Source organism: Macrococcoides caseolyticum, assembly GCF_002902665.1.
Taxonomy (GTDB): Bacteria; Bacillota; Bacilli; order Staphylococcales; family Staphylococcaceae; genus Macrococcoides; species Macrococcoides caseolyticum.
This window is the reverse complement of sequence record NZ_PPRM01000023.1, coordinates 1-19664: the sequence shown is the minus strand read 5'-3', so window position 1 is coordinate 19664 and position 19664 is coordinate 1. Positions and strand designations below refer to the sequence as shown.

The 19664-nt window shown below is 37.3% G+C and carries 21 protein-coding genes; 14 read left to right on the top strand and 7 right to left on the bottom strand.

The genetic code is table 11. From position 1 onward, the window contains the following. Window positions 1-112: 112 nt before the first annotated feature. Complete coding sequence (locus CD152_RS04455; RefSeq protein WP_101141358.1) at window positions 113-616, bottom strand: DUF402 domain-containing protein; 504 nt, start codon at window positions 614-616, stop codon at window positions 113-115. Window positions 617-1077: 461 nt separating this feature from the next. Between CD152_RS04455 and CD152_RS04450 the strand changes: the two genes are divergently transcribed. Then, window positions 1078-1617 (top strand): DNA-3-methyladenine glycosylase I, encoded by a 540-nt coding sequence (locus CD152_RS04450; protein WP_101141356.1) that lies wholly within the window; start codon window positions 1078-1080, stop codon window positions 1615-1617. Between the two features lie 28 nt (window positions 1618-1645). Here the strand turns inward: CD152_RS04450 and CD152_RS04445 are convergent, their stop codons facing one another. Beyond that, window positions 1646-2773: an MFS transporter gene (locus CD152_RS04445; protein WP_103214450.1), complete on the bottom strand. Its 1128-nt coding sequence runs from the start codon at window positions 2771-2773 to the stop codon at window positions 1646-1648. 175 nt (window positions 2774-2948) lie between these two features. Here CD152_RS04445 and CD152_RS04440 point away from each other — a divergent pair, with 175 nt between their 5' ends. Then, window positions 2949-3449, top strand: coding sequence for a GNAT family N-acetyltransferase (locus CD152_RS04440; protein ID WP_101141352.1), 501 nt, complete (start codon window positions 2949-2951; stop codon window positions 3447-3449). A 241-nt stretch (window positions 3450-3690) separates the two neighbouring features. Then, window positions 3691-5043 carry a YjiH family protein gene (locus CD152_RS04435; protein WP_407943915.1) on the top strand — a complete coding sequence of 451 codons (1353 nt, stop codon included), beginning with the start codon at window positions 3691-3693 and terminating at the stop codon, window positions 5041-5043. A 218-nt stretch (window positions 5044-5261) separates the two neighbouring features. On the opposite strand, the gene CD152_RS04430 is transcribed toward CD152_RS04435, so the two are convergent. The 3 genes from CD152_RS04430 to CD152_RS04420 form a co-directional block, all read right to left on the bottom strand. Further along, window positions 5262-5573, bottom strand: a complete 312-nt coding sequence (locus CD152_RS04430; RefSeq protein ID WP_101141350.1) for a heme oxygenase — start codon at window positions 5571-5573, stop codon at window positions 5262-5264. A 10-nt stretch (window positions 5574-5583) separates the two neighbouring features. After that, window positions 5584-6300, bottom strand: a complete 717-nt coding sequence (locus CD152_RS04425) for an SDR family NAD(P)-dependent oxidoreductase (protein WP_101141348.1) — start codon at window positions 6298-6300, stop codon at window positions 5584-5586. An 86-nt stretch (window positions 6301-6386) separates the two neighbouring features. After that, complete coding sequence (locus CD152_RS04420) at window positions 6387-6650, bottom strand: SunI/YnzG family protein (RefSeq protein ID WP_041635795.1); 264 nt, start codon at window positions 6648-6650, stop codon at window positions 6387-6389. A 207-nt stretch (window positions 6651-6857) separates the two neighbouring features. On the opposite strand from CD152_RS04420, the gene CD152_RS04415 reads away from it, so the two are divergent. After that, on the top strand, window positions 6858-7997 hold the full coding sequence (locus CD152_RS04415; RefSeq protein WP_232237443.1) for a CynX/NimT family MFS transporter: 1140 nt from the start codon (window positions 6858-6860) through the stop codon (window positions 7995-7997). A gap of 61 nt (window positions 7998-8058) precedes the next feature. On the opposite strand, the gene rarD is transcribed toward CD152_RS04415, so the two are convergent. Continuing rightward, window positions 8059-8958, bottom strand: a complete 900-nt coding sequence (gene rarD, locus CD152_RS04410; RefSeq protein WP_101040822.1) for an EamA family transporter RarD — start codon at window positions 8956-8958, stop codon at window positions 8059-8061. 125 nt (window positions 8959-9083) lie between these two features. On the opposite strand from rarD, the gene CD152_RS04405 reads away from it, so the two are divergent. The 7 genes from CD152_RS04405 (at window position 9084) to CD152_RS04375 (ending at window position 14524) form a co-directional block, all read left to right on the top strand. Then, window positions 9084-9713: a hypothetical protein gene (locus CD152_RS04405; RefSeq protein WP_101143452.1), complete on the top strand. Its 630-nt coding sequence runs from the start codon at window positions 9084-9086 to the stop codon at window positions 9711-9713. A 160-nt stretch (window positions 9714-9873) separates the two neighbouring features. After that, a complete protein-coding gene (locus tag CD152_RS04400) occupies window positions 9874-10380 on the top strand; it encodes a metal-dependent hydrolase (RefSeq protein WP_099483854.1) in 507 nt (168 codons plus the stop codon). Window positions 10381-10392: 12 nt separating this feature from the next. Beyond that, window positions 10393-11571, top strand: a complete 1179-nt coding sequence (locus tag CD152_RS04395) for a UTP--glucose-1-phosphate uridylyltransferase (protein ID WP_101141345.1) — start codon at window positions 10393-10395, stop codon at window positions 11569-11571. Window positions 11572-11583: 12 nt separating this feature from the next. Further along, window positions 11584-11826: a hypothetical protein gene (locus CD152_RS04390; RefSeq protein WP_101141343.1), complete on the top strand. Its 243-nt coding sequence runs from the start codon at window positions 11584-11586 to the stop codon at window positions 11824-11826. A gap of 78 nt (window positions 11827-11904) precedes the next feature. After that, window positions 11905-12912 carry an efflux RND transporter periplasmic adaptor subunit gene (locus tag CD152_RS04385; RefSeq protein WP_101141341.1) on the top strand — a complete coding sequence of 336 codons (1008 nt, stop codon included), beginning with the start codon at window positions 11905-11907 and terminating at the stop codon, window positions 12910-12912. A gap of 120 nt (window positions 12913-13032) precedes the next feature. Continuing rightward, the gene (gene ypfJ, locus CD152_RS04380) at window positions 13033-13971 is read left to right on the top strand and encodes a KPN_02809 family neutral zinc metallopeptidase (RefSeq protein ID WP_101035907.1); all 939 of its coding nucleotides are present in this window, start codon (window positions 13033-13035) and stop codon (window positions 13969-13971) included. 82 nt (window positions 13972-14053) lie between these two features. Further along, window positions 14054-14524 (top strand): SepA family multidrug efflux transporter, encoded by a 471-nt coding sequence (locus tag CD152_RS04375; RefSeq protein WP_086038044.1) that lies wholly within the window; start codon window positions 14054-14056, stop codon window positions 14522-14524. A 92-nt stretch (window positions 14525-14616) separates the two neighbouring features. Here the strand turns inward: CD152_RS04375 and CD152_RS04370 are convergent, their stop codons facing one another. Continuing rightward, entirely contained in the window at window positions 14617-16068 is a 1452-nt protein-coding gene (locus CD152_RS04370; RefSeq protein WP_103214449.1) for an alpha-amylase, read from the bottom strand. A gap of 154 nt (window positions 16069-16222) precedes the next feature. Here CD152_RS04370 and CD152_RS04365 point away from each other — a divergent pair, with 154 nt between their 5' ends. The 3 genes from CD152_RS04365 to CD152_RS04355 are packed head-to-tail and all read left to right on the top strand — an operon-like array spanning window position 16223 to window position 19364. Next, on the top strand, window positions 16223-17275 hold the full coding sequence (locus CD152_RS04365; protein WP_103214448.1) for an Mrp/NBP35 family ATP-binding protein: 1053 nt from the start codon (window positions 16223-16225) through the stop codon (window positions 17273-17275). 17 nt (window positions 17276-17292) lie between these two features. Further along, entirely contained in the window at window positions 17293-18009 is a 717-nt protein-coding gene (locus tag CD152_RS04360; protein WP_103214447.1) for a KinB-signaling pathway activation protein, read from the top strand. Between the two features lie 56 nt (window positions 18010-18065). Then, the gene (locus tag CD152_RS04355; RefSeq protein WP_103214446.1) at window positions 18066-19364 is read left to right on the top strand and encodes an MFS transporter; all 1299 of its coding nucleotides are present in this window, start codon (window positions 18066-18068) and stop codon (window positions 19362-19364) included. Window positions 19365-19664 lie beyond the last annotated feature (300 nt).

The following is a 19664-nucleotide window of genomic DNA, read 5'->3' as shown; positions in this document are numbered from 1 at the left end:
TTCATAGAAAAAACACCTCCGTATAAATTCATTTTAATATGAATTCAACGAAAGTGTTTTTATTTTAATCCCACATCATGGGGTTAGCGCATACCAGACCGGGGGTGGTGCTTTATTTTATATAGTCACTGAAATTTTGTACGTTGAAAGGAAACTTACATGCTTCAATATTATTTTTCAGTTCTTGTAAAGAAACGAGTGCGAAATTTGCGAGTTGAAACGGGTAGTTGAACTTTGCGCTATTTTCCAGGAACATATCGTTATTTCTAAGGAACCATTCGTCATTATCTGTCTTCACATAGTCCAGATCTAAGTCCAGATAGGTGATATTACCATCTCTATCGCGTTCACATGGAGAAGAGATATTACAGAATATCTTAATGGGTTGATAAGCCTTATCTAGAGCGATAGAAACAGTATAACCATGATACTTTGGAAGAAAATGAAGTGTTTTATACTGTAATGGGATATCAATATTTTTGATAAAGTGTCGGAGTATTGTCGTTTCATCACAGATGACAAGAAAGTATTCTTCTGTTTCTTTTAACAGCATACCTTCTACCTCGATGTGAGGGCGATGTGGATATTTGTGGGATTTAATCTTTAACTGTTCCAACAATGAACCTCCTTATCTTATTGTGAAGTACAAATGCAATTATAATATGAATTGTAAGCCTTTGCATAGTGAGAGAAATGATATTTATAAAGTATTTGTGAATATTTACGAAACTTTAAATGAATTGTAACACGATTTTGATAATCATCTAGTAATATTAGTGGAAATCGTAAGGATGATTGCAATATTTCTGCCGGCGCTGTTGTTTGTTATTGGATCATTAACGTATTTTGCAGATATTCGTAGCAACAGGTATATTGCAAGTGCATTAAAAGGGAGTTATCGGTATACTAGGAGCAGCATTCATCAATCCTATATTAAACCACATAATCATACATCCATTTGATGCATTGTTTACATGTCTGCTGTTTATTATGCTGCACTATGGTAAAGTAGTACCATGGATTGGCGTTACAGCAGGACTGATAATCGGTATTATCTTTTATAGATAGGAGAATGATATGAGGCATACATGGGCAGATGCACATCCCTTACTCACAGCATATTACGAAAATGAATGGCAGATTGAATCACATGATGACCGTTATTTATTTGAGATGCTTGTACTAGAAGGAATGCAGGCGGGATTATCGTGGCTCACGATATTAAAGCGCAGAGAAGCGATGCGCCGTGCTTTAGAGAACTTTAATTACGAAACCATCGCTGTATATGATGAAAGTGACTTTGACCGTCTGATGAATGATGAAGGAATGATCCGTAATCGTTTGAAAGTACGCAGTATAATGAGCAATGCACAAGCATTTGTGAAAGTAAGGGAGCAGTATGGAACGTTTGATGACTATATATGGCACTTCACTGAAGGAAAGTCGGTAGTGACTTATTACGAAGATGAGTCGAAGATACCGACAGATAATGGGTTATCTCAACAAATCAGTAAAGATCTAAAGAAACGTGGCTTTAAGTTTGTAGGACCGGTTATCATATATGGGTACCTCGGTGCAATTGGTATCATTCAGGATAAACTGAAATGGAATAAATAAAAGTGCTGAACCCATAGGTTCAGCACTTTTATCTTTTGATGGTATAGGCGAGTACGATACAAATCACTGCTAAACATACTGAAACATAAGGTGTAATCGCAACATCAAAATTATTGATTATGATGCCTCCAATGAGTGCACCAAATCCGATCCCAGCATTGAGCGCACTCATGTTCCACGCCATAATACTGCTGGAATCCCCTTTAACCTGTTTAATAATCCCGATTTGAATTGCAGGGTTCGTACTCCATTCAAATATATTCCAGATAAGCATCACAATAAGCAGCAATACGAATACACGTAATGATAATTTAAACAGAAAGATGGAAAGGGTATATATCATTATTGCAATCAGTAACCACTTTCTGCTACCTATTTTATCAGCCATCCTGCCGCCGAAGCTTGTCCCTGCGATACTTCCGATACCACAAATAAACAGTAGAATCGAAACTTGTTCTAACGTATATCCTTCATTTAACATCATCGGACTGATGTAAGTGAATACAATATAATTAGAAGCTAATATAAAGAAGGTAATACCGATATACTTTGCAGCTTCTTTCGGATAGAGCAGTTTTGAAGATTTGTCTTCATCTTCTGATGTCTTAATTGTATTAGGGAGCTGGAACATTAAGAGTATTGTTGCAATAACACTTACGAGTACAATCATCCAGAATGTTGCACGCCATCCAAGCATTTCACCAAGCTTTGTGCCAATTGGAACGCCAAATACATTTGCACCACTAAACCCTATATAGACAAGCCCAAGCATCTTACCTCGTTCACGCGGATCACTTAAGATTACTGTGAGGGCAAGCAATTTCACTACAATGATACTGGATGCTGCTGATGCGATGATACGCCCAATGACGATAATCCAGAAAACGTTACCTACAGCATTAATTATATTACCGATAATAAATATAATCATGCTGATTAAGAGTACCCATTTTGGATTGTAGCGTTCAGTAAGTTTGACGAGTATTGGACCGCTAATTGCTACTGTAAATGCATAAATCGTGACAAGTTGGCCGGCAAGTGCGCGAGAGATGTGCAGATCATCGCTAATCAAAGTGAGAATACCGGCAACGACGAGTTCTACCATTCCCACTACAAATACGCTGAGTATAAAAGTAAAAAGTTTAAATTTTGACATAATAAATCCTTTCAGTGTTTGAATGCATTAAGATTATACCAATATTTGATAAATTAAACACGCATAAGAAATTAAAATAAAATATTCAGATAAACGGTATTGTTCATTGTCAATTGTTCAAAAAAATTGCATAATAAATATGAAAAGGTTTTCATAAAGGAAAGGGATGGTCAAGATGATTAGACAGATTACACAAGTAGATCTACAAGATGCCGTTGACCGTATAGCAGAAATTTATTTGACAAACTTTAACGATCGTAGACCGTTAAGAGAGATGAGCAATGATATTTTAAAGTTGAGTGAGCATTCAGGGTTTAGATGCTTTATTAGTACACAACTTGGGACGATTGATGGTTATTTATATGGTTATACGAGCGGACGCGACCAGTTTTATAGACAGTTACTGGACCAGTTTTTGTCAACAGAACAGCAAGGAATGCTTGATGGTGCATTTGAAGTCGTTTCTATCGCTGTAGATAAGCACTTCCATAAGAACGGAATCGGCACACAGTTATTAGATGCACTACCACCAGGAAAGTACTATTTAACGAGTGACGTACACGATATCGGTGCCAATGCATTCTATTATAAGAACGACTGGATACTGCTCAAAGGAAATATGTATTTACATCCTAATATACCGCATAAGAATTTATATTATAAAGAAATAAAATAGCAGGTAGAAGTGTAAAAAGCCCTTATAGAAGATACGCTGGAGTGTAAATTTTATAAGGACTTTTTTACGAGACGACGCTTATATGAATGTAAACAAGACACTTATGCATATAAAATGAAGAAATGTTTTAAAAGATTAGAAATATAAAAGATAAACGATTGGAAATTCTTCTTTTCGTACACGATTTTATATGCTAAAATGAATAAATATTAATTTTTACGTATAAAAAATGGAGGGTGTTATGATGCATTCTGATAACAAAACGGGTAAGGTGGGGCAGTTTAAATTTATTATTCCTAGTCTCATCGGAATATTCCTATTTTTAACGCCACTCAATGTTGAAGGTAAGACGAGTTTGCCCGTTGCAGTTTTAGCAAAGTGGCTGTTATCGATTCTCGGTAATTTCACACCAACTTTAATCTTCATCGTTATTATTCTTTCTACGTTACTAACATTTTACTTTAGTTTCATTAATCATCCAAAGACGAGTTATTTCAAACAACTGTTTGAGGTGAACTGGATCTGGTTTATCATTCGTCTTATCGGTGCTATTTTTGCAACCATTGTCTATTTTAAAATGAAAGTCCCATTTGTTGATACTGAAAATACAGGGCAGCTTATATATAGTGAATTATTGCCGACATTGATCGCTGTATTTTTCTTTGCAGGCTTATTTCTGCCATTTTTAATGGACTATGGATTACTGGAATTTCTTGGACCGATATTCTCTAAGGTGATGCGCCCACTCTTTACATTACCTGGACGCTCTGCAGTGGATAATTTAGCTTCATTTATTGGAGATGGCACTGTAGGCGTTATGATTACATCTAGACAATACGAAGGAAACTTCTTTACGAGACGTGAAGCAACAGTTATTGCGACAAGTTTCTCCGTGGTGTCAATCACGTTTGCGATTGTTGTTTGTGAACAGATTGGACTAATGAATCACTTTTTCTATTTCTATGGAACTGTTATTGTGTCATGTTTGGTTGCAGCGATGATTATGCCGCGTATTTGGCCGTTGTCGAAGATCCCGGACCATTATGCTGATGGAACAACTGAAATTAAAGATGAAGAGATTCCTGATAATCATAATGTCCTCAGCTACGGATACGAAAATGCGACTAGAACAGCGATTAAAGCACCCGGATTTAAAACATTCTGGTATCAAGGATTTAAAACAGTAGGAGATATGTGGTTTGCGGTACTGCCTGTCGTAATGTGTATCGGTACAGCAGCAACAATCATTGCTGAGTATACGCCGTTCTTTCAGTGGATTGGAATGCCGTTCGTACCTTTATTAGAATTGCTCCAGATTCCTGATGCAGTTGCAGCATCTCAGACGATATTGATTGGATTTGCAGATATGTTCTTACCTTCGATACTTATAACAGATTCTGAATATGATCTTACACGTTTTGTTATTGGTGCATTAAGTATCTCTCAGCTGATTTATTTATCAGAAGTAGGTGGTGTTATATTAGGCTCTAAAATACCGGTAAGCTTACCTAAGCTGTTTATCATCTTCTTGATGAGAACAATCATCTGTTTACCGATTATCGTGCTAATGGGACATCTACTATTTAGCGTATAAAAAGGTCGTGACACGAGCGTTTAGACACGAGTAAAATCGCGAAAAGATTGCAAGAAACGTTCTTTGTTTCAAGCAATCTTTTTGATTTTATCGAAGTGTCTGCTCGTGGAGCGCCGTCAAAAAAGGTCGTGACACGAGCGTTTAGACACGAGTAAAATCGCGAAAAGATTGCAAGAAACGTTCTTTGTTTCAAGCAATCTTTTCGTTATATAGTTCTCTTAAACTTCTGTTTCAAGCTTTGCGATGACAATTTCTGAACCAAGCATTGGTGATTCTCCTTGAGGTTTATCGCCGCCACGTGAATGTGCCTGATTGAACGCATCACTCGTTTTCCATGCTTCAAAGTCTTCTAACGTTTCCCACCATGTATTGACATAAAGTTCGTCATAATCTTCTAAGTTCTGAATAGACCATGTTTCAATCTTATGGAAACCTTTTAATTCTTGGATTGCCCCACCTTTCGTAAACATCGGTGCCATCTTTTCAGCGAATCCTTTTTTCATTTTAATCCTATTTGTAACGATATACATGAAATCACTCCTAAAGTTTTGTTGGATTTGTTGCCCATATCTGATTCGTACGTACAAATGTTCTGCGATTGATCTTAAGCTGGGAAACAATGATCTCTGCGATATCTTCAGGGTGTGTCATTGATTCAGGATCGAGTGACACTTCACCGATTAAGTCTGTTAATACAGCAGAAGGGTGAATCAAGAACGTTCTGATATTATGCTGACGCATTTCTCTCATAACACCATCAGATAATCCTGATAATGCAAATTTACTTGCAGAGTATGCACTTGAAGTCGGGCCGGCATTTACAGCGGACATTGAGCTCATATTGACAATGTCACCTGACTGCTGGTTGATCATATGCGGCAGAACCTCCTGCATAAAATGAAATGGACCATACACATTCACGGCCATCATCTTATTGAACTCTTCTTCAGTTGTCGTGAGAAATGAGCTGTTATGCATAATGCCTGCATTATTGATCAATATATCGATGCGTTCAAATGTTTCCAATGTATGTGCAACAGCTGCTTTAATATCGTCTTTGTTTGCACTGTCACATACAATCGCAGTTACATCTATATCAAACTGTGAAAGTGAGTCTACAGCAGATTCCAGATGATCGATGTTACGGCCTGTAATTGCAATATGTACACCTTCATGTGCAAGCGTCTTAGCGATCTGTAAACCGATACCTCTCGAACCGCCTGTAATAAGTGCTGTCTTGTTTTTTAAGCTTTCCATGATAATGCTCCTCTATAAGTAGTGATAAGTTGATAGCTTGTAGTGAAAAACAAGAGGGTGACAGATGTCAGACCCTCTTGATGGTATTATTTATTTAATTCGTTAATGATTTTTTTATCGTTATGTGTATAGATAATGTATTTCTTGTCTTTTGTGTCTAAGAGAACGCGGTTTGTTTTACCAAAAGTAGAGCCGATACGTACGATTTTTTCGTCGCTCGCTTCTTCAGCAGTGGCGTAAATATTCGTATCTTCTTTAACACTTAAAATATCTTCGTTTGGAATAGTGATATCAGCAACACGCCATTTAATATTTACTTCTTTGTCATCTTTAGTAATTCTCATTGCCATTTCTAAACACATCCTTATCGTTTTTATACCATTAATATAACGCTTTTTATCGGTATATTCAAATAAACTGATGTGATTAGATGTTTTTAAACGAAATTCATCTTTAATGAAAGAAATTAGCGTTTATTTGTTGATTTATCTTAAAAAACTTACAGGAATTGATTATCATATACAATGAAGGGATTTGATGAATTGAGATATAAATCTATGTTTTTATTATTAGCGGCAGTGATTGTTGTTGCGGCGACATTGCGCGCTCCATTAACAGTAATTGGTCCGATTATTTCTGAAATCGGAGATACATTGTCATTGAATCATGCGATGCTTGGAGGACTGACTACAATCCCACTCATTATGTTTGGTATCGTGTCGCCTTTCGTCGCAAAAATAAGCGGAAAAATTGGCATGAGTATGACGTTATTAAGTGGAATGTTACTGCTGTTATGTGGTCTGATAGTGCGTATTCTCCCGAATGTGACGTGGCTTATCACGGGAACGATATTGGTAGGTACAGGTATTGCGATAGGAAATGTGATACTACCAAGCTTCGTTAAATGGCGCTTTCCAGCGCATATCGGACTGATGACGGGTGTATTTGCCGCTACGATGAATTTAACAGCAGGAATTGGTGGTGGCTTAAGCGTCCCCTTAGCACATTATAACGATTACGGTTATCAGTTCGCATTGGGATTCTGGATTATTCCCTCGGTAATTGGGCTTCTCGTGTGGCTGCCACAACTAAAGCATAATCCAAAGCCAGCAGTTTCAGTAAGTAGCCATAGAATTTATCACTCTAAGTTAGCAGTTGCAATTGCACTGATGATGGGATTTCAGTCTATGAACTTTTACAGTACTGTGACGTGGTTTCCTGAAATATTGATTCATTATGGTGTATCGCAGGAAATAGCGGGATATATGCTGATGCTAAACCAGTTTGCACAGCTTCCGATGACGTTTATGATGCCTGTCATTGCGATGAAGATGAACAATCAGCGTCCGTTAGTGATTGCTTTTACGATGCTCTTCTTAATAGGTTTCACTGCTTTGCAGTTTAATCATATTGTATGGATTGTTATTGGAATGATTGCAACCGGTCTTGCTGGTGGAGCAGCATTTAGTCTATGTATGCTATTTTTCTCATTGCGTGCTCGTACAAATGAAGATGCAATCAAACTGTCGGGTTTTAGTCAATCGGTTGGTTACATTATTGCAGCGATTGGGCCGGTATTGATGGGATACTTAAATGATATGACAGGAACTTATACTACAAGTTTTATAATGTTCTATATCATCGCAATCTGTATGTTTATCTTTGGTATGATTGCCAGTAAGAATGAATATGTATAATGCTGTTCATGTAATGATTTGATCATAAATTAAAACCTAGAAGCTGTTGCATCTAGGTTTTTTACAATTTTATCTTTCTGGATTTCTTGTATTGCATCCATTTGCTTAAACTATATATCATCAAGCCACTCCAAATACAGCCGAATGTAATTGCGTGTGTCAATGTAAAGGGTTCACCAAACATAAAAACACCTTGGAGTAAGATAAGTGTTGGTGAGATGTACTGTAGTAATCCAACGAGAGAAAGTGGAATACGCTTTGCACCGGCACTAAATAAAATAAGAGGAATCGCAGTTACGATACCGGAGAATAGAATTAGAAAACTTTCGAAGTTATTACCAAAATATGTCTTTTGGTCTGCGGTTAATATTGCGATACCGAGAAAAGCGATAGGTAATATGAAGAATGTTTCTAGTGTGATGCTATAGAGCGCATTAATATTGACTACCTTCTTCATTAAACCGTATAAGGCAAAGCTCAGTGCCAACGTGACTGAAACGATAGGGAATGTTCCGACAGAGAATGTCATATAGAGTACACCTATTGCAGCGAGTAGGATGGCCAGTGTTTCCGTTCTGGTAAAGCGTTCTTTCAGAAAGATGAATCCAAGTGCAATGCTCATCAATGGGTTGATATAATAACCAAGACTCGCTTGCAGCACATGATTATTATTAACAGCCCAGATAAATATACCCCAGTTAAAGGTTATCACGACGCTAGCGATAATCAGTGCGATAAATTCACGTTTTCTCTTAAATAAACTTTTTGTCTCTTTGACTAAAGGGGATAGCTTCTTTGTTACAGCCAGCACAATGATCATAAAGAAAAATGACCAGATAATACGATGGAATAAAATCTCGTAATCATTAAAACTACTTACTGCACGCCAATACGAAGGTAAGATTCCCCATAGAAGATATGCTAGTGCTGTATATAGAACGCCTTTTTGTGTATTGTCCATTATCTCACTCCTTTACTTGATGATTATAGCAATCGCAAAATTATGTGGCAATGAGCAAGTTCTTTACAATTTTTAAAATGTGTTATAATAGTCTGAGCAATAGATAGCTATTAAGGAGAGACACAATGAATAGACTTATAATGCTGATATTGACGAGTGTGTTAGTACTAACAGCATGTAATGATGGACAAGAAAAAGAGCGCAAAGAATCAAAACCTAAAGTAGAAGTTAAAGTGAACCCTGAAAAAAAAGAAAGTAAGAAGACTACTGAACAAAATGATAATAAAACAAAAAACAAAACAGAAAATGCTGTACCTGAGTCATCTGAAGAACAAATTACAACATACCCCTCTAATCAAGACATCATTGATCAGGATAATATTGATACTACAAAGTATAACGATTCTAGAAATTGTCTTATCAATGGTGGAGGAAGTGCCAGATGTGCAGTATTAGCTGAGACGAAGGAATATTCAAAAGCATGGAATAATTTAACGAACGAAGGATATAACTGTAAAGATGGTACATGCTATCAGTTGAATCCACCTACGCAAACGCAAGACTCGACACATACAGTTACACACAAAAGACCAGAGCCCGTACAGCCGTCGACGCAACCGACAACAGAGACGCCGACAACAGAAATGCCTACGACAGAAATGCCGACAACGGAAATTGTTACGACTGAGCTCCCTTCAACCGAACAATCACAAACAGTTCAGCCGAACCAACATGAAGATACGACAGATGAATAATGTTAATAATAGAAGCAATTAGAGCAGCGTATGAATCTCAAGAGCGGCACTCAATCGATTGAACAATAGACTAAAACTATGAACTCTTCGTGATGTCATAGTTTTTTCTTTGTTATCTATACTATAATAAAGACCTATAAAATTTAATGGAGGTACATACGTGACAGGAAAGACTCATATCGCATGTGGTGTATTCATTGGGACGCACTATGCGGTTTCACACGCATATAATATCAGTCAGTTTGCAGCAATCATCGGAACGTCTGCGCTTTTTAGTATAGTTCCTGATATTTGTCATGCAGGCAGTAAAATAGGTAGAAAAATTTGGCCGGTCAGTGCATTAATCCGTGTATTATTCGGCCATAGAACGGTAACACATTCCATATTGTTTATGCTGCTCGTGTCGACAGTGTTATACTTACTTCAAGTACAGAATGTTTATATTATCAGCGCTAATCTTGGGATTATGAGTCATTTAATATTAGATATGATGACACCATCAGGCGTGACATTATTCTTCCCGTGGACTAAAAAGATTAGATTTCCGTTTAAAATCAAGACAGGTGGAGTTATAGACCATTCGCTTGCAACGGCATTCAGTCTTGTAACAATGTATATTGTCTATAATGAGATTATCCACAGAACGATAAGTTGGATAAAATATTAAAGGAGTTTTACTATGGAAAAGCACTTAAAAAAATATCATCATCATCAACTATTAAACCATATGGAGTTATTGTCTCAAGTTGAAAAACAAAGACTAGAAGAAACGTTATCCATTCAAGATTTTGAAAAGATAGATAAGTTGTATCAAGATGTCTATGTTCATCGACAGATTGCGCTTCCGGAAGATGTCCAGGATATCGCAACAACCATTATTAGTGAGCAATCAACAGAAGCGCTGGCACATATGGAGGCATTAGGGCAAAGTGCTATTAAAGCTGGCAAGTTTGCCGCAGTTCTAATGGCTGGTGGACAAGGTACACGTCTCGCGCATAATGGGCCGAAAGGTACATTTGAATTTGATGGTGTGAGTCTGTTTGAACTTCAGGCAAGACAAATAAAAGCATTGATTGAAAGCTTGAACGTGTCAATACCTTGGGTCATTATGACGAGTGATATTAACCATAAAGAAACAATCGCTTTCTTTGAAGCGCATGATTATTTCGGATTAGATAAACAGGATGTCTTTTTCTTCATTCAACCTAATATTGTAGCATTGAGTGAAGGTGGAGAGCTATTACTCAATGAGGACAAACAGCTGCTGACAACACCGAACGGTAACGGTGGAATCTTTGAAGCATTGAATGCATCAGGTACGAATAAGCTGTTACAAGAAAGAGGCGTTACACACATTTACATGAATAATATTGATAATGTACTTGTAAAAGTGCTGGACCCGGTACTTTGTGGCTATGCAGTTGAAAGTGACGCAGATGTTACAACGAAGACGATTGCAGCAAAAGATAATGAAAGTGTCGGCCGCGTTGTGGAAGTGAATGGGAAAAAACAAGTCATTGAATACACTGAGCTTCCTAAAGGAGAAGAGAATCATTTCCGTAATGCGAATATCGGAATTCATATATTTAAGCTTGATTTCATTGTGAATCATGCACAAAGTGAAATGCCTTATCACCTGGCGATTAAACAGCTGCCGCAGTTAGATGAGAGTTTTACTGTTATTGAAGCTACAGCATTAAAGTTTGAGAAGTTCTACTTTGATATCTTCAAATATGCGGATACTTTTAAGACGGTACAGTTTGATCGTAATGAAGAGTTCAGTCCTTTGAAGAATAAAGAAGGAAAAGATAGCATCGCAACAGCTTACGAAGATTTGTTGCGCACACGTCGACTATAAGAGGTGACCGATTTGAAAAATAAAACAACAATCTATGTGATGTTCATGATGCTTTTGATTGCGGCGATAAACCTTGGACTCAGTTATCATTATATATTTAATGTTAAAGGTTTGATGTGGATGGGATTTGTATCACTATTTGCCGCATTGTTATTAATGATGCTCACCGTGCAATATTATAAGCATCAAAAAAAGCAGGATCATTCTAATATAAATGCCCATATTAAATCTGAAGATGATAGAATCTTAAAGTAATTTTTACAATATTTTTACGATAAATTCATATAAATTCCAGTACAATATAAGCATATCAATAGATAAGCGAGGTTTTATATGAAACGGCGATGGTTATTACCTGTAATATTGATCAGTATCATTGTTGTATTACTTATCGCAACAGTTTATGCATTCTTGAGTAGAAGGCAGGAAACATTATTTATTGACGAGTATATGAAACGCTATCATCTCACAGTTAAAGGTACGATAGCACAGACACGCACCCCTTATTTTCAGCGTGGTAATCAATCACGACCAGTGATACTTCATGTAAGGCAAGGGGACAAAGTAACTAAAGGACAGGCGCTTTTTAGTTATGAGGATAGCGCCATCGCTGCAAATGAAAAGGAATTAAGCTTGAAGATTGATAATCAATTGATTGCAATGAATCAGATTGAAGGACAGCTCGCTGTGAAGCAAGAAGCACTTGCACAATCTGCGAGTCCGCGTATTGATGCAGAGCTGAACTGGCTGATAAGTGAGTATGAGAAACATAAAAATGAACTCGAGATATTAAAAACTAAGGAGAGTGCGGCAAGTGAAGCGGTTGATCAGCTGACAATCACTTCCGAGACAACAGGAATAGTAAGTGAAATTAATAAGGAACAACTGCAGCAATTTACAAACGCTAAACAGCAGTCTCCTGTCTTAACAATTGCTTCACCTGAAACTTTCGTTACAGGTGAAGTGGATCGAGAGCTCTATAAGCAATTAGAGAAGGAGATGCAGTTCGACTTTGAAATAGAAGGAAAATCTTATAAAAGTGAACTCATATCACTGACAAGAACGGTCGAGCACAGTACTGCAAAATATTATTATAAAGCAGCTGTAGAAATAGACGGATCTTATGTCGGTGATGTACTCACTTTTAAAATTTACCCGAACGGTAAAGATCATATATGGTTACATGAAGATTATATTAATAGAAAGAAACATAGATATTATGTTCAAAAGTGTTATGGAAACCGGGTTAATGAAGAGATTGTCCAGATAAAGAAACAGTCCGGACAATATTACCTTATTACAAAAGGATTATCGTCAGTCGATGAACTGAAAAAATATTGATATAAGAGATTGGGATATCCCCAATCTCATTTTTTAATGTTTCCATAAATAAATGATTGTGCGCATTGAAATTTGGGTAATGGTATTTAAGATAATAAGGGCCTATGAGGAGGAAGACGTATGAAATGGCAAGGTAGACAGGGGAGTTCTAATGTAGAAGATGCGAGAGGCTCTGGTGGCTTTTCTGGTGGCAGCCCGATGGTTATCGGTGGCGGTGGTATGGGGTGTTTAGGAATCATCGTCATGATCATTATCGTATTGATGGGTGGTAACCCAATGGATTACATGGGCGGCGAAAGTCAATCTACGCAAACACAGAATCAGCAACAAAATAATGGCAACAATGATGTCTTTGATACAGGGAATGTTAAGACGGATGCCGGGAACGATGGCGCTGCGACAGAACAATCTTTAGATGAACGTGGACAGTTTGCATCAGTGGTACTGAAAGATACGGAAGACGTCTGGCATAAGATATTCCAGGATTATGATAAATCGTATACTGAACCGAGGATGGTATTATATTCAGATGCAGTACGTTCAGGGTGTGGACAAGCAAGTGCTCAAATGGGACCGTTCTATTGTCCGGTTGATCAGAAGATTTATATCGACCTATCTTTTATGGACGAACTGGATCAGAAGTTTGATGCGCCTGGAGATTTCGCGATGGCTTATGTTATTGCACATGAAGTTGGACATCACGTGCAGAATGAACTTGGTATCTTACCGAAATTCCATCAGTTAAGAAATCAATTATCTGAAACTGAGTACAACAAATATTCTGTTGCTGTTGAGCTACAAGCAGACTATTTTGCAGGTGTTTATGCAAAGCACGCACAAGAAATGGGTTATACAGATGATGGAGATTTAGAAGAAGCGATTAAAGCAGCCCATGCAGTTGGAGATGACACAATTCAGAAGAATGCATTAGGACGTGCAAATCCTGATACTTTTACACATGGTTCTAGTGCGGAACGTATGGACTGGTTCAAGCGAGGATATGAAGCAGGAGACTTTAGTCAGGGGAATACATTTAAAGCAAGAGGTTTAGACTTTTAAATAATGGAAAATGAGATATACTCTTCTATAAGGGTATATCTCATTTTGATAAGCGCCCATTAACGTAAAGGATTGATAGATTGTGAAACTAAAGAGGCCGAATATTTCCTGGATAGCGCTCCTGTTCGTGCTATCTGCAGTGTTAATTTCTGGAACAGCCTTTATATTGATGGTGTTCTTCGGAATGTATGGACTCAGTAGATTACTTATTTATTTCCATCTAGCAGAGTTTACATATAATGAAAGTGTGATGGATAATAGCTTTTATTACGGCTCATATTTAATCATTGGCTACGTGCTATTGTTTATTATTGAATACATTATGGACGAATTAAAGCGTATGCTCCCAGAGAATAAGTTTTTTCATGGTTGGTATTTTCATATCATATCAGTAAGTATTTCGACAATAGTTTTTTATTTCGGGGTGCATATTAATTACCAGCATATTAGGATAAACTTTTTTGTCGTACTGGCGATTATTAGTGCATTATACTATTTAACAGAACTTTTCTATCCTGATAGCGTGGATTTGAATAATAAAGAGAATAGATGATGAAATAAAGAAGGGTAGCTAGCAACCTGTTGCTAGCTACCCTTTCGGTTTTGCTTGTGGCAGAACACTTCTGTCACGACCTTTTTTCATCCTTATTCTTCTTCGCAGTAGACTGATACGCTTCCAGGGTTAACTTTGAAGAGGCCATTTCCTTCTTCGTCAATCGTGATTCTATCCTCTCTTGTATTGGTGTAATCATACCAGACTTCACCGGCGCGTTCTTTGCCGACAAACATCTGTTTTTCTGCTTCTTCTTCACTGGAATTGATAATTACAGCACAACCTGTCTTATTGCCGTTACCACGTCTGACAAAGCCGATAACATTTGGGTGGTCGAAGTAATCATCTTGTTCCCCATAAGCTTTATTTTGTCTGATATAAAGTAATGGGTCGATTGCAAGCTGCTTTCCTTCGACTGGCTCTTCTCCACCAATGCCATAATAATCACCATAGAATATACATGGGTATCCATCTTTGCGTAATAATATTAGTGCATAAGCGCTTTGTTTGAACCAGTCCTTAACGAAAGATTCTAATGCTTCGCCTGGCTGAGAGTCATGGTTATCAACAAAAGTGACCGCAAGTTCAGGGTGTTCTTCAACAATTGTATCTTCAAATAATGTGCGTAGATCATAGGCGCTGCCTTCTTCAGAAGCGGTTTTAAAGTTGAAGTGCAGCTTAACATCAAATAAATCAGTGTTGTAATCTGCTTCTTCAAGAAATTTTTCATTCTTTCCAAGGTCAGAATTCCAATATTCACCGAGGAAATAGAAGTCTTCTCCAGCGTGTTCACGCATTGCGTCAGTAAAGTCTTTGATAAAATAGCTTTCGATATGTTTTACGGCATCCATGCGCATGCCATCTATCCCTAATGTGTCAATCAGCCATTTTCCCCATTCAATTGTATGTTGTCGGACATCTGGGTGTTTGTAATCGATATTCGTAAACATCAAGTAATCGAAGTTGCCATTTTCGTCATCTACGAATTCGTTCCAGTCTTTATTTTCTCCTATTATTTTAAAGATGCCCTTGCGACCAGTTTTGTGATCGTAGTCAGTACCGTTGAAGTGTGTGTGATTCCATTTGAAATCACTATATTTATTATTACGACCTGGGAATTCAAATTTTGTATAGGCTTCGATTTCGAAAGGTTCAGAGATGACATGGTTACGATCATTAGTATCAACTTCTAAGACTTTGATTGTTTCAGTTTCATCTGCACCAGCCTTATGATTGAGCACAATATCAGCATAAACTTTTATGTCGTTCTCATGACAAGCTTTAATTGCATCTAATAATTCTTCTTTCGTCCCATATTTAGTACGCACTTCTCCTTTCTGGTCGAATTCCCCAAGGTCATATAAATCATAGATGCTATATCCTGTATTCGTTACATGATCTGCTTTACATGCAGGAGGTAACCAAATCGCATCAATTCCACTTTCCTTTAGTTTTGGTGCGTCTTCTTTCAGACGTTTCCAATGCCCGCCATCTCCATTTGTATGCCATTCGAAATATTGCATCATTGTATAATTCTTTGTCATATGATTCTCCTCATCCTTTCGGTAATGATTTATCTATGTTATACCCATAAAATCACGAATACATCATAACTATATCATTTATAGTAATTTCTTTTATACAAAGCCGATTCTTTTTGTTAAACTAAAATTATTATAAGATGAAGGAGCGTTTAAATTGTTAACTAAAGAACAAGTAATAGAAATTATCGGGCAATTAGAAGATCCAGTAATTAATGTACCTCTCTCTGAAACAGAGGGGATTAAAGAAATTAGTATTAAAGAAGAGAAAGAACATGTATCTGTTAAAGTGATGATTGCAAAGCTTGGAGGCCAGCCTCAGCTTGATCTTCAGATGCAAATTGTAGAGAAATTGAAGGAGAATGGCGCAAAAACTGTAGGGATACGTTTTGAAGAGATGGACGAGTCGATGCTTGAGCAGTTCCGTGGAGTTTCTACTTCGGAAATTGAAAAGTTAGTCGATCCAAATAATAAGGTGACATTCATCTCAATCGCTTCAGGAAAGGGTGGCGTCGGGAAATCAACGGTTTCTGTGAACCTTGCTGTCGCACTTGCCCGCTTAGGTAAACGTGTAGGACTAGTTGACGCTGATATTTATGGTTTCAGTGTTCCGGATATGATGGGAATTTCAGAACGACCTGAAATTGATGGCGAACGCATCGTCCCTGTATCACGTTTTGGAGTAAAGGTAATTTCGATGGCGTTTTTCGTAGAAGAGAATACACCTGTCATTTGGCGTGGGCCAATGCTTGGGAAGATGATCAATAACTTCTTTAACGAAGTGAATTGGGGAGATCTGGATTATATTCTCTTAGATTTACCACCAGGCACAGGAGATGTTGCACTAGATGTACATACAATGTTGCCGAAGAGTAAAGAAATCATCGTAACAACGCCACATCCAACAGCTGCATTTGTAGCATCAAGAGCAGGAGCGATGGCATTGCATACGGAGCATGAAATTCTTGGTGTAGTAGAGAATATGAGCTACTTCGAAAGTAAAGAAACGGGAAATAAAGAGTATGTATTTGGTTCTGGTGGCGGTCAAAAGTTAGCTGAAGAGTTAAACACAGAGCTGCTCGGGCAACTTCCGTTAGCTCAACCGGACTGGGACAATGAAGATTTTGCACCTTCTGTCTATCAGGAAGACCATCCACTTGGTATCATCTATACGCAAATGGCTCAGAAGGTAATCGATAAAACAAAATAAATTAAAGAGGTACAATCGTGACTTTAAAAAATTTAGGTAAATTCTATGGCATCACGTTACTTATAGGACTTGTTGTCACAGTAATCGTCAGTCTTATATTCGGGTATGATAAATTAACAGTTTATCTTGTCCAAGGTGAATTAGGGGAATTCCTGGCAGCGCTAATCTGGTTTATGGGATACGGACTGTTAATTGCATCAATCAGCCAGCTGGCATTCTTCGCATACTTGTTTATCCATCAGATGGGACAGGGCATATTTAGAAACGGCTGGAATGCGATTCAAGTTGTGATTATTCTATTTGCAATTGTCGATCTCGTTTATTTCAGATATTTACGTTTTGGGCAGAAGGATGGAGATATCCTTAAATTTATCTGGATTCCAATTTTAATCGTCATCTTCGGTATTGCTGTAAGTGTCTATAAAAACAAGCTGACAGGTAAAAATGTCTTTATTCCTGCAATGTTCTTTATGGTCGTAATGACAACTGTAGAGCTCATACCATTTCTGAAGGTTAAAGATATGATGTGGCTGTATTGCACCATCTTTGCGCTGCTTTTATGTAATGCATTTCAGTTATTATCATTACCGAAATATAATAAGGCATCTTTTGAAGAACGTAAGGCACGCAAGATTGCAAATGGCACTTGGGTAGAGGAAACACCAGAGTCCCCTAGTAAGAATGTGAAGAATACGCAAATTGTCACACATAATAAAAAACGAAAAAAGAGATAATGATATGACCTGGCTCATTGGAGTTAGGTCATTTGTCATTAAGAAATGAGGCGGAAATGAAAAGAGGATTAATTAGTGCGCTCGTGATTATTATGTTTATGAGTGCCATCGAAACATCAATCGTGTCACTCGCAACACCTGCAATCGGCAAAGATCTTGGTGTTAAAGAATCACTGGCATTAATATTTACCAGCTATATGATTGCTATTGTAGTGATAACACCGCTTGTCGGGGAAATTATGAAACGTATCGGATCTAAGTATACGATGATATTCGGTATTATTATATTTATAGTAGGAAGTATGTTATCAGGAGCGTCATTTACGTTTCCGATGCTTGTTGCATCACGTCTTGTTCAAGGTCTTGGTGCAGGTATCATGATGACGATGGGGAGTATTATTCCGAAGATTGCATTTGAGATTCCTTATCGCTATAAAGTAATGGGGATCGTGGGAAGTGTCTGGGGCATTTCAAGTATCGTAGGACCACTTTTAGGTGGATTAATACTAACATACTTAAGATGGAGTTTTTTATTTTACATTAATGTTCCTGTAGCAATAGTTGCAATTGTTCTTGTACTGAAGTTCTTCAAATTTGATGAGCAACCCTCTAAGGCGAAACTTGATGTTAAAGGGTTATTGCTTTTCTATGCATTTTTAAGCTGTTTGATTATTGGTTTCACAGCTGGGGAACCACTGAGTATGTCAGCATATATAGTAGCAATTACATTACTCGTTATATTTGTTAAGTTTGAATTGAAAGTACAATCACCATTTATACCAGTACGCTCCTTTAATAAAAAGATAGGTATAACGATGGGAACAGATATGGTATACGCAATGCTGTTGATGGGAACGAACATATTCTTACCGTTTTATTTGCAGACAGAAAAAGGGTTGTCACCATTACTTAGTGGTTTAACGACCTTCTCAATATCAGTGTTCTGGCTGGCATCTACATTTATATTGAAACGTGTTGAACAACGCTTTACTATTAAGCAAGTCTATCAATTAAGTTTCTTCTATATGATTATCGGTGCAGCGATTATACTAATTACAGAAAGTGTTATTGCAGTAACGATTGGGTGTATATTTCTAGGATTAAGCTATGGTACTGTATTTACGAAGAATGTCGTAACCATTCAAGAAAGTGCGGCACCCCATGAACTCGGTAGTATGATGAGCACTTATAGTTTACTTAAGTTTATCGGCTCAACTACTGGATCGATAGTCATGTCGGTCGTCTACTATAGCAATGTATTACACAACATTCACAACAATATGGCGATAATGATCATCATCGCATTCATACTCATCATTATCTATCAGTTTTTATATAGAGAAAAGAAGGCTTAGTGAAATTATTCTGCCTAAACGACAACCCGGACAATACAGAGAAGAACATCCTCTGTATTGTCCGGGTTGTTATATATAAAAAATATTAAATAAAGTGTTGACTTTAATATAGCAACTTGTTAAGATATAAAAGTCGCAAAAACAAGTGACACCAACGATTAAGCGTTTGAAAAACAAAATGAAAAAGTGTAAAAAAGACTATTGAAACTTTGTTCTCAAACATTTAATATTAATTGAGTAAGAACGGCGCACGAAACATTTCAAACTAAGAAATCGCGAGTGTAAAACTTCTTCAAAATA